Here is an 11,129-nt window from a genome sequence, read left to right on the forward strand (position 1 = left end):
AGAGAAAAAGCCGCAAGGGCTTTCCTGCTTTCGCTACTCGTACGGTAGATGGCGAACATTTAAGAGATGCGAATTTATGTCAACAGGTACAGTGAAGTGGTTTAATGACTCTAAAGGCTTTGGCTTTATTACGCCGGATGAAGGGGCGAGGATTCGTTTGCGCACTTTTCAGCAATTCAGATGAACGGGTTTAAGACGCTTAAAGAGGGGCAGAAGGTTCAGTTTGAGATTACTGAGGGGCCGAAGGGGAAGCAGGCGTCGAATATTCAGAATCCGGGATGATTTTTTGGGGATTTTTGCCACAATCCGGATAGGTGTATTATTTTCGGTAACTAAGCCGGTTTGTGCTCCGAGGATGCTGGTCGGGAGTGGCCCGACAGCCAGTTACTTTATTTTGTCCCGCCAAAATAAAGTAACCAAACAAAAGGCGACCGCAGACGCGCTGCCCTCCCGTTGGTCGGGTCCCCAATTATTTAGACTATCAGTCGGGTCGAAATACCAACTCGCCTTCGGCTCAGACATGTATTCCGACAATTCCCGACTGACAGCCGAAATAACCGGCAACGCCTATGACGGGGTAGGTCAACTTCAAGGGCAACTGCAACTTCAACGGCAACTTCAACGGCAACTTCAACGGCAACTTCAACGGCAACTTCAACGGCAACTTCAACTGCAACTTCAACTGAAGCTGCTCCGCCCTCATACTGCATATGATGCGGCTCTAATGAACCATCTATTTCAGCTTTATCCGCCTAAATACCTTGATCGCTTGTTTAATTGTTTACGCAATTACTACTCAATTAAATTTTTCGCAATCAAGGCACGCATACGTCACTACATGTTTTCGATCAAAACTTCCCCAAATCCTGAGCATGACACTTGTGTTGCGCCTTCCATCAGGCGGGCGAAATCGTAGGTTACTTTTTTCGATGAGATGGAGGTTTGCATCGAGGCGATGATGATGTCTGCGGCTTCTAGCCAGCCCATGTGACGTAGCATCATTTCAGCGGAAAGGATCAGCGAACCAGGATTGACGTAATCTTTTCCGGCGTATTTTGGCGCTGTGCCATGGGTTGCTTCAAACATTGCTATCGAATCTGACAAGTTAGCACCGGGGGCGATACCGATACCGCCTACTTGCGCCGCTAATGCGTCCGAAATATAGTCGCCGTTCAGATTGAGGGTTGCAATTACGCTGTACTCATTTGGACGTAGCAGGATTTGTTGAAGGAACGCATCGGCGATGGAGTCTTTGACAATGATGTCGCGGCCTGTCTTTGGGTTCTTGAATTTCGCCCATGGGCCGCCATCGATCAATTCAGCACCGAATTCTTTTTGCGCCAGTGCGTAGGCCCAATCACGGAATCCACCTTCGGTGAACTTCATGATATTGCCTTTGTGAACGATGGTCACGGATGGCTTATCGTTGTCGATTGCGTACTGGATTGCCTTGCGCACCAACCGTTCGGTGCCTTCGCGCGAGACCGGTTTGATACCGATGCCGGAGCTGTCGGGGAAGCGGATCTTCTTGACGCCCATTTCATTGATCAGAAAATCGATCAATTTTTTGGCACCGTCGCTGCCCTCTTGCCACTCGATACCGGCATAGATATCTTCCGAGTTCTCGCGGAAAATGACCATGTCGGTTTTTTCTGGCTCACGTACTGGCGACGGGACGCCTTTGAAATAGCGCACCGGACGCAGACATACGTACAAATCCAGTTCCTGACGTAACGCTACGTTGAGCGAACGGATACCACCGCCAACCGGGGTCGTTAACGGGCCTTTGATCGACACGACGTAATCTTTGATCGCGGCCAGCGTTTCTGCTGGCAACCAAACGTCGGGACCGTACACATTGGTCGATTTTTCACCGGCATAGACTTCCATCCAACTAATCTTGCGCTGGCCACCGTAAGCCTTGGCAACCGCAGCATCCACTACTTTAATCATGACCGGGCTTATATCAATCCCGGTACCATCGCCTTCAATGAAAGGAATGATTGGGTTATCAGGTACATTAAGCGAATAATCAGCATTAACGGTTATTTTTTGGCCATCGGCAGGCACTTTGATGTGTTGGGACATGCAATATCTCCAGAGATGAAGCGAGAAGGCGGCCTCGGGTTTATCTTTAAAATTCAGCCAACTCTTATATAAGACATAAGACATTGATTTCACATTATGCACTAGTATTTTACTAGACGCTATGTTTTTGCGACACTACGGTATGCCACTTATCCTATTCAATAAACCCTTTCAGGTCATGTGCCAATTTTCATCGCATCCTTCACGCGAGACCTTGGCCGACTATCTGACAATTCCCAACATTTACCCCGCTGGTCGGCTTGACGCCGACAGCGAGGGCTTACTTTTATTAACCGACGATGGAAAACTACAGCACCACATTAGTCATCCAGCCTTCAAGCAACCCAAAACCTATCTCGCCCAAGTCGAAGGCAGCGTTGACCAGAAGATGCTCACCCTCTTAAGAAGCGGTATCGATCTCGGCGACTTTGTGACCCAGCCGTGTGAGGTCAGGCAGATCGCAGCGCCTGACTGGCTGTGGCCACGTGTTCCGGCGATTAGAGAGCGGCTCGACATACCCACCAGTTGGTTAGCGCTTACTATCACCGAAGGAAAAAACCGCCAGGTCAGGCGCATGACAGCCGCTGTTAATTTACCGACTTTGCGTCTGGTGCGTATCGCTATTGGCAAAATATCGCTAGAGAGTCATCCACTGTGGCCCGGCGAATTTACTGAAATTGATCCCTCGGAGCTGACGCGGCTTAAGGCGAATAATTAGGCAACTGATGCAACGTCTCGCTTAAGCGACTTGTATAGACGACTTGTATCAACGAACCGATATCAACGAATTGATAGGGCGGAATAATTTCTTAAGCCTCTATTCCACCCTCCCTTTCGGCACCGCTCAGAAACATATTTCTATTTATTTCAAAAAAGCGTGTCAACCATATGTTGCGGCTCTCGTTAATTGCAGTGATTCATATGAATCAACTATGCACTTACATGATTGAAAATCAAAAGGGTTCTAAAATGTCTAAACTGATCGCTGTTTTGGTAGCTGGCCTGTTCGCAACTTCTGTTTTCGCTGCTGATGCTCCAGCTCCTGCAGCTGCACCAGCTGCCGCTGCTCCAGCCGCTTCAGCCCCTGCACCAGCTAAAAAAGCAGTTAAAAAGCACAAAAAAACAGCTAAAAAAGCAAAAGCTGAAGCAGCACCTGCTGAAGCTCCTGCTGCCAAGTAATTCAGGCAATGGCGTCAAAAAGACAGGCATTGCCTGTCTTTTTTTATTTCCGAAACGTTTTAAAGATTCGCTTTGTCCTCGTAATTTCCACCCCTTCAGTACAGCCATACCTCCCCCTATAGGGCAGCGTCCGTCCGCTAAACCCTCTGTATAATCCTGTAAAACATAAAAGGATTTTATCAAATGAGTAGATATCGCACACTTGGCACGCTGGCAAAGTTCACAGCTGCCACCCTGATCGCCAGCGCGTTCGGCCTCGTGTCCACTGCTTCCGCACAAGGCACACAACAGTTTCCGACGACCTCCCTGAATGCCGGCATTTACGTGATCAAGGCAGAAGTAGCAACAACAGAAGCGCAGCGAGAGCAAGGCTTGATGTTCCGCAAGCAATTAGCACCTAACGCTGGCATGGTTTTTCTATTTGATGCCCCTGCGGGCGTGTGCATGTGGATGAAGAACACGCTGATACCGCTGTCTGTCGCATTTCTGGACAAAAATGGTGCCATCATCAATATCGAAGAGATGAAAGCGCAAACGCTGGATTCGCACTGTGCTGACAAGGCGGCGCTGTATGCGCTGGAAATGAATCCGGGCTGGTTTAAGCAAAAGAATCTAAAAGCGGGAACAATCATTAGCGGCTTACCGCAGCCACAATAAATCTGCCTGGGTTTGATCCTTCATACGTCGGGACTTACTGTGCCGGTGTAGGCGACACCTCTTGGCGTGAAGATGCATGGTGTAGCTTGAATGCGAATGGCTAAGCTTAAATAGTACGAGATTCAGGCGATTTTTTCGGAATAGCGGCAAGCGGGCAGCGCTAGCGGTTAGCGGGTAACAACGCCTTTTTGCTGCCGTCGCTTTTGCTATTTACCGCTGCTCGTCGTTAGGCTTCGTTAGGCGTTGCTGGCCTTTAACCGGCATTGCGTGCATCGAATGTATAGGTCTGCACAGTTAGCTGGCAAATGCTTAAAACAAAAAATCCCCGAACAACTAAAGTTATCCGGGGATTTTTTGTGAATTCTGTATATCCAGGCTGTCACGACCGCCAAAAAACTATCTGGCGGCCACCAACAGCGAACAAATTAGGCTGACAGTGCTTTCAGAGCTGCATTCAAACGGCTCTTATGACGTGCAGCTTTGTTCTTGTGGATGATTTTCTTGTCTGCAATACGGTCGATAGTCGACACTGAATTTTGCAGAACCAGAGTTGCAGCAGCTTTATCGCCACCGGCGATTGCTTTGCGCGCAGCTTTGATAGCTGTACGCAGAGTTGAGCGCTGACTAGAATTGTGCAGGTTTTGAGCGACTGCTTGACGAGCACGCTTACGTGCTTGTGCGGTATTTGCCATTTATATATCCTAAAACGAGGTCGGGAATGCTTACGCGGCAAAACTAACCAGACCGCGACGCAGAATTCTGTAAAGCCACGGATTATAACCACTTTTTCACGAATGAGCAAATCAATCTTGCTCTTGTCCCGCTGTTGTTCATCTAACCTTTGTGCTTGCAATGTGCAACAAGTCCGGTGTTCGCTAATTTACTGATTTATTGCCCGGCCCCGCCAGAAGCGTGTGCGAAATACTGCAATAAGTGCTTAGAATCCGTTCACGATCAGCAACAAGTGGGCGATGGTTGGTGGCTGGTGGTTGATAACATTTACGTGGCGGGGAGATATCAAAATAGTCTTGCGAGCATGAGGTTTTTTTTGGTACCACACATCAAATCAAGTCCGCATCGACCGGCAGTAAACAGGTTCCTGACCAGTTCCCATACCACGCCGTTGCAGACCGAATTGGGCTGCGGCGTGACAAAGATCTCCGGTAACAACCTCGCCACTACATCAACAGCTATAATGCCGCTCCATGAACCTGCATAAAACGCTTGCTACCGTCTCTGGCATGACGATGTTGTCACGTGTTGCGGGATTGATACGCGAAATTCTATTTGCGTCTACGTTCGGCGCATCAGCCTTCACTGACGCTTTTAATATCGCCTTTCGTATCCCCAACTTATTGCGCCGCCTGTTCGCTGAAGGTGCGTTTTCCCAGGCTTTTGTGCCGATATTGGGGGAGTATAAGAACAAAAAAGGTGACGCGGCCACCAAGCATCTGGTCGACCATGTTGGGATTGTGATGACGTGGGTGATGCTCATCACCTGTGTTATCGGCATCCTTGCTACACCATTTCTGATTTACTTCATGGCCACCGGCTTAAAGAGTGATCCGGCGGCATTTAATGCGTCCGTAGTAATGACCCGCATCATGTTTCCGTATATCGGGTTTATGTCGTTTGTGGCGCTTGCCGGTGGGATTCTGAACACATGGCATGAATTCAAAATTCCGGCGTTCACTTCGGTCCTGTTGAATCTGGCGTTCATCATTGCGTCACTTTTTGTTGCACCTTATATGGCGCAGCCGATTTATGCGATGGCTTTTGCGGTACTGGTCGGCGGTGTGTTGCAAGTGGCAATTCAAATCCCTGCGTTACGCAAAATCGGTATGATGCCGCGCATGTTCGGTAATCCTCTGGTTGGGCTGCGCGATAGTGGTGTTCGGCGGGTGCTGAAAAAAATGGGTCCGGCGGTCTTTGCTGTATCCGCAGCGCAGATCAGCCTGATGATCAACACCAATATCGCGTCGCGACTGCCGCACGGGAGCGTCTCCTGGCTGACTTACGGCGACCGCCTGATGGAATTTCCGACAGCGTTGCTGGGCGTCGCCCTCGGCACAATTTTGCTGCCGAGTCTGTCCAAAGCCAACGCTAACGCCGATCATCGCGAATATTCTTCGCTACTGGATTGGGGTCTGCGCCTGACCTTTTTGCTCGCACTTCCTGCAGCCGTAGGGCTGGCAACGCTATCAATTCCGCTCACCGCAACGTTGTTCCACCACGGCAAATTCGATGCCATTTCAGTTGCCATGACGAGCAGAATTTTGATAGCTTATGGCGTCGGCCTGATCGGTTTGATCGTAGTAAAAATTCTGGCTCCCGGCTTTTACGCAAAGCAAGATATCAAAACACCGGTCAAGATTGCTTTTGCAGTATTGATCACGACGCAGTTATTGAATTCGGTTTTCGTTCCTGTTTTCGCCGTTGCCGGTTTGGCTTTATCGATTAGCTTCGGCGCTTGCATGAACGCCTCGCTGCTATTGTGGAGCCTGATGCGGCGCGGTATTTATACACCCGAAAAAGGATGGCTACTATACTTTGCACGCTTGGTGGGAGCGCTATGCCTGATGGCGGGCGTTGCGCTTTGGAGCGCAGATCAATTTGACTGGATCGGCGTTTCAAGCTCGCTCGCGCGCATTGGCGCTTTGCTGGTCGTCCTGGCAGCTTGCGTCGTCGTCTATTTCGGGGCGCTACTCGCGATGGGTTTTCGCTTCCAGGATTTCAAAAGGACCTCGCACTAAACAATAAGCTGGTCTACATTGAATATTATTTGGTAGCATAGTTAATATGATCTCATCGCTAAACTACTTCACCACATTGGTTCAAGAGGCCAATAATGTGCCGCTGTTCGAAGCAGCCCTTGCCATCGCGCAAGATGCTTATCCGGCGCTGGATTTAAACGCCCCGCAAGTTACGATGGACCGATTTGCTTACACGCTGCGCCAGCGCATGCCTGCGGAGGCTTCGCAAATAAAAAAGCTGCAGTTGCTGAATCAATTCTTTTTTAAAGAGCTTGGCTTTAGCGTTAACGTCAATAATTATTACGATCCAGACAATAGTTATTTGCAATGTGTCATCAACAAGCGGCGTGGGATTCCGATTTCGCTAGCAATTGTTTATATGGAACTAGCGCAACAAATTGGATTGCCGATACAGGGCGTTTCGTTCCCGGGTCATTTTTTGATGAAGTTGTCCGTCACGTCTGGCGATATCGTGATTGATCCGCTAAACGGCATCAGCCTGACGCACGAGCAGCTAGAGGAGCGATTAGAGCCCTACCTGCGCACGTCGCCCCTTCAAAGCAGAGAAAAGAAAGTCTCGCTCCAACCCTATTTGCAAGGTGCGCATCCGCATGAGATTTTGGTACGCATGCTGCACAACTTAAAAGTAGTATTCATGCAGAGTCAACAGTGGCAAAAATTGCTGACGCTTCAGCAACGCTTGCTTGTTTTATTACCGAATGATGCGATTGAGTTACGTGATCGCGGTGCAGCGTATGCACATCTGGACTGTCCCCAAGCGGCGCTGGACGACATTGAGAGTTATTTGATGCAACGCCCACATGCTGAGGATGCAGTGACGCTAAGGGAGCAAAGCAAAGAGTTGCGCAAGGCTTGTAAGCGGCTTAATTGATGCCCGCTTTTAATCGCAGCTTATTAATGCAGGCTTGTTAATTCAGGCTTGTTAATGCAGGCTTGTTAATTGCATGCTTATTTGATGCTTGAAAGTCGGCTGACTGGCTGGGGCCAGTCTAGTACCTGAGGGCCAGATAAGGTCGTTAAAGCTTACTTTAGAATATACTTAATTTGAACGGCGGCGGGCCTTCGCAAAGCCGCACCACCGCCAATATCGCAGTAACTAATTTTATTTCCGCGCCTCAATCAATTCCCACTTTTCAAGCGCTTCCAGCAACAAACCATCCAACTCACTAAAACGCAGATTCAGGCGCTTTACTTCGTCTGGCTTTTTAACGTAAATTTCCGGATCGGCTAGCTGAGCGGTAATCGTCTTTTGCTCAGCCTCCAACTTTGCAATTAACGCTGGAAGTTCATCGAACTCGCGTTGCTCCTTATAGCTGAGCTTCTTTTGCTTGACTGCCGGAGCCTGTATCACCTCTGCCTTGGCGTCAGCTTTCACTTTTGCCGCCAAAGCCGCAGGACTAGGACGTACCCGCTCCCAATCGCTATAACCACCCACGTATTCACGCCACAAGCCATCGCCTTCGGCAGCGATCACCTGAGTAACGACGTTGTCGAGGAAGGTCCGGTCATGACTCACCAGAAACACTGTTCCCTTGTAATCTTCCAGCAACTCTTCGAGCAGTTCCAGTGTATCGATATCCAGATCGTTGGTCGGCTCATCGAGCACCAGTACGTTGGCCGGTTTAGCAAACAAGCGCGCCAACAACAGGCGATTACGCTCGCCACCAGACAAAGACTTTACCGGCGACCGAGCGCGCTCAGGCGCAAACAAAAAATCGTTGAGGTAAGTCATCACGTGTTTACGTTGACCGTTGATCTCAACCCAGTCACTACCTGGTGCAATGGTGTCGGCCAGACTGGCTTCATCGTCCAGCTGTGCGCGCATTTGGTCGAAGTAGGCAACCTGCAACTTGGTCCCTTGTTTGACGGTTCCGCTGTCAGGCTGATCCTCGCCCAGAATCAATTTCAATAGCGTCGTTTTACCCGCACCGTTATGGCCGATCAGACCGACCTTATCGCCGCGCAAAATCGTCGCCGTGAAATCACGCACGATGACTTTTTCACCGAAGGCGCGATTGACATCAGTCAGCTCGGCAACAATCTTGCCTGAGCGCTCGCCAGAAGACACGTCCAGCTTAACCTGCCCTTGCTGGTCACGTCGTGCAGTGCGATCTAGCCGCAATGACTCTAGACGCCGTACGCGGCCTTCGTCGCGAGTACGGCGTGCCTGGACGCCTTTACGAATCCAGATTTCTTCCTGTGCCAAAAACTTATCAAACTTAGCGTTTTCAACTTCTTCAATTTCAAGTTGCTCAGCTTTACGGACCTGATACGCGGTGAAATTACCCGGGAAAGATAAAATGCGACCCCGATCAAGCTCCACGATACGCGTCGCCACGTTATCGAGAAAACTCCGATCATGGGTAATGAAGAGGACGCTACCTTTGTAGTCGCGCAGCAAGCCTTCCAGCCACATGATGGAGCTAAAATCGAGATGGTTGGTCGGCTCATCGAGCAACAATACGTCGGGGGCGCTTACCAGAGCACAGGCCAGCGCGACGCGTTTTTGCATCCCGCCTGACAACGTGCCCATCAGCGAATCTTTATTCAGATTCAAGCGATCCAGCGTGGTCTCGACTTTATTCGTCAGGCTCCAGGCATCGGCAGCATCCAGTTTGCTCTGAATCACGTGCATACGCTCCATGATCGCATCATCGTCATCGCCACCAAACTGCCCGGTCAACGCATCGTATTCATTCAATAAGGACTGCATCTCGCCCATGCCGGACGCAACGGCGTCAAAAACGGACATCTCGGGAACGAAGTGCGGCTCTTGATCAACGTAGGCGATTTTAATACCTTGCTGCATGACCATCAGTCCGTCATCCAACCTGGATACGCCAGCGATCGTTTTTAGCAATGAGGATTTACCTGTTCCATTGCGTCCGATCAAACCGACCCGCTCCCCGGAATCGAGAGAAAATTCAGCGCGATCCAATAGCGCAACGTGACCGAACGCAAGTTGTGCGTTGGTAATAGAAATGACTGCCATAGTAGAAACCAGAAAAAGAGAGTCTGCGAAAATCACCACGCAGCCAATTAAATGAATGAATTGCGCATTGTACCGATAGCTGAGGTTATCTCGCTATTAGTTGTGCGTTTTAAGCTTTGATGTTGCATTTTACGAGTATTCGGCGGGATCGGTGCGGGTAACGATTTTTAAACTTATTCCCGTCTCGGAGCGAGAAATTTCCGCTTTGCACGCCCTTAACCCAAGAAGGCCACAGCCAGTGATAATAAAAATATTTGGCGTAAGTGTGACGTTACCGGATATCGCACCCTAAACCGATGTGTTGCCCGCGAAGGACCTGCGGACTGGTATCGCCTACAGGAATCGAACCTGTATCTATCCCTTAGGAGGGGATTGCATTATCCGTTATGCGAAGGCGACACTCGCGGCAGAATTATACAGGCTTCTTGGTAGGATGCCCCAATACTCAGCCAATCCGCATCAGACAGGCCGTGCGTTAAGCGCAGCGTATTAATTGAAACGCGAGAAATGAAATCCCTACTAACGGGAATTTACCGATTTTTGCCGCATTTGTTGCCGTTACTTGCCGCCAAGGGCCTGGTTACACACAAAATTGGTCATGATTCCCTCTGCCAATGAGCCTTTGGCAGGCGCAGAGAACTTACTATTTTTTAGTGCGTCGGTATGATCGCGTTTATCGCCGGTGGCGTCATTGTTCGCGTACAAAATCTCTCTTGATAGGCGCGTAGTTTTGGCATTGCAATCGTATTCAGTCAAATCCTGATAAGACTTGAATGTTGGGAATGACGGATCGCCTTCATTCTTACGCGGCTCCTGAAAATTCCACATGGACCAGACCTGGCGGACCCCATTTACTTCTTTAATTGAGTCTTTATCCAGCTTCAGGCTCGATACATCACTTTGACCAACGATCTGCCAATCCACAGCTTGGGCGCCAATACACACCAACGATAATCCGAGAATAAGTGCAATTTTTTTCATGTGTCGTTTTCCTTGAGTCATTTACCGTAATGGGACATGTCTAGCGTATCTTAATTCAATTATTACTCGATAAATTTTACAAAAACACACATGTGCGTTGGGTGAAAATGGGGCGAATTTCGCGGCACTGTCAAAAGTATTCTTAAGGTACCAGAATATCCGCTGCCCGCAGCAAAGCCGCTAATGCTGGCGCTGCAAAGCGATTTTGCAAAGCAAAAACCCTCCCGGATTACTCCGGGAGGGTTTTTTAATAAGAGCCTGACGATGACCTACTTTCACACTGGTTGCAGCACTATCATCGGCGCAAAGTCGTTTCACGGTCCTGTTCGGGATGGGAAGGGGTGGTACCAACTCGCTATGGTCATCAGGCATAAACTGTAGTGTCGTCTGTTCCCAACGGGGCAACAGCCAACGCAATCTAGAAGAAGTAAAGTTTTGTATTACTGCAGTACCGTTCA

At 49.4% G+C, this 11,129-nt stretch carries 10 protein-coding genes, 1 tRNA gene, 1 rRNA gene and 1 pseudogene; 6 read left to right on the top strand and 7 right to left on the bottom strand.

The window, feature by feature from the left end; all coding sequences use genetic code 11:
- The first annotated feature begins 76 nt into the window (after positions 1-76).
- Positions 77-282: pseudogene (locus HAV38_RS08510) on the top strand (cold-shock protein).
- Between the two features lie 232 nt (positions 283-514).
- On the opposite strand, the gene HAV38_RS08515 reads toward HAV38_RS08510, so the two are convergent.
- Positions 515-682, bottom strand: coding sequence for a hypothetical protein (locus HAV38_RS08515; protein ID WP_168054401.1), 168 nt, complete (start codon positions 680-682; stop codon positions 515-517).
- Positions 683-834: 152 nt separating this feature from the next.
- The gene (gene icd, locus HAV38_RS08520) at positions 835-2,088 is read right to left on the bottom strand and encodes an NADP-dependent isocitrate dehydrogenase (RefSeq protein WP_168054403.1); all 1,254 of its coding nucleotides are present in this window, start codon (positions 2,086-2,088) and stop codon (positions 835-837) included.
- A gap of 142 nt (positions 2,089-2,230) precedes the next feature.
- Here icd and HAV38_RS08525 point away from each other — a divergent pair, with 142 nt between their 5' ends.
- The 3 genes from HAV38_RS08525 (at position 2,231) to HAV38_RS08535 (ending at position 3,924) form a co-directional block, all read left to right on the top strand.
- Positions 2,231-2,806: a pseudouridine synthase gene (locus HAV38_RS08525; RefSeq protein WP_168054405.1), complete on the top strand. Its 576-nt coding sequence runs from the start codon at positions 2,231-2,233 to the stop codon at positions 2,804-2,806.
- A gap of 224 nt (positions 2,807-3,030) precedes the next feature.
- A complete protein-coding gene (locus tag HAV38_RS08530; RefSeq protein ID WP_375791698.1) occupies positions 3,031-3,267 on the top strand; it encodes a hypothetical protein in 237 nt (78 codons plus the stop codon).
- Between the two features lie 183 nt (positions 3,268-3,450).
- Complete coding sequence (locus HAV38_RS08535) at positions 3,451-3,924, top strand: DUF192 domain-containing protein (RefSeq protein ID WP_168054407.1); 474 nt, start codon at positions 3,451-3,453, stop codon at positions 3,922-3,924.
- A gap of 425 nt (positions 3,925-4,349) precedes the next feature.
- Here the strand turns inward: HAV38_RS08535 and rpsT are convergent, their stop codons facing one another.
- Positions 4,350-4,616, bottom strand: coding sequence for a 30S ribosomal protein S20 (rpsT, locus tag HAV38_RS08540; RefSeq protein ID WP_168054409.1), 267 nt, complete (start codon positions 4,614-4,616; stop codon positions 4,350-4,352).
- Positions 4,617-5,129: 513 nt separating this feature from the next.
- Between rpsT and murJ the strand changes: the two genes are divergently transcribed.
- Positions 5,130-6,677, top strand: coding sequence for a murein biosynthesis integral membrane protein MurJ (murJ, locus tag HAV38_RS08545; protein WP_168054411.1), 1,548 nt, complete (start codon positions 5,130-5,132; stop codon positions 6,675-6,677).
- A 46-nt stretch (positions 6,678-6,723) separates the two neighbouring features.
- Positions 6,724-7,569, top strand: a complete 846-nt coding sequence (locus HAV38_RS08550; protein WP_168054413.1) for a SirB1 family protein — start codon at positions 6,724-6,726, stop codon at positions 7,567-7,569.
- A 231-nt stretch (positions 7,570-7,800) separates the two neighbouring features.
- Here the strand turns inward: HAV38_RS08550 and HAV38_RS08555 are convergent, their stop codons facing one another.
- The 4 genes from HAV38_RS08555 to rrf form a co-directional block, all read right to left on the bottom strand.
- Positions 7,801-9,690 (bottom strand): ATP-binding cassette domain-containing protein, encoded by a 1,890-nt coding sequence (locus tag HAV38_RS08555; RefSeq protein WP_168054415.1) that lies wholly within the window; start codon positions 9,688-9,690, stop codon positions 7,801-7,803.
- A 324-nt stretch (positions 9,691-10,014) separates the two neighbouring features.
- Positions 10,015-10,089: transfer RNA gene (locus HAV38_RS08560), tRNA-Arg, on the bottom strand.
- A 159-nt stretch (positions 10,090-10,248) separates the two neighbouring features.
- Entirely contained in the window at positions 10,249-10,671 is a 423-nt protein-coding gene (locus HAV38_RS08565; protein WP_168054417.1) for a surface-adhesin E family protein, read from the bottom strand.
- A gap of 256 nt (positions 10,672-10,927) precedes the next feature.
- A 5S ribosomal RNA gene (rrf, locus tag HAV38_RS08570) occupies positions 10,928-11,040 on the bottom strand.
- Between the last annotated feature and the right edge of the window lie 89 nt (positions 11,041-11,129).

Origin of the sequence: Glaciimonas immobilis (assembly GCF_011947285.1) — a bacterium.
Taxonomy (GTDB): Bacteria; Pseudomonadota; Gammaproteobacteria; order Burkholderiales; family Burkholderiaceae_D; genus Glaciimonas; species Glaciimonas immobilis.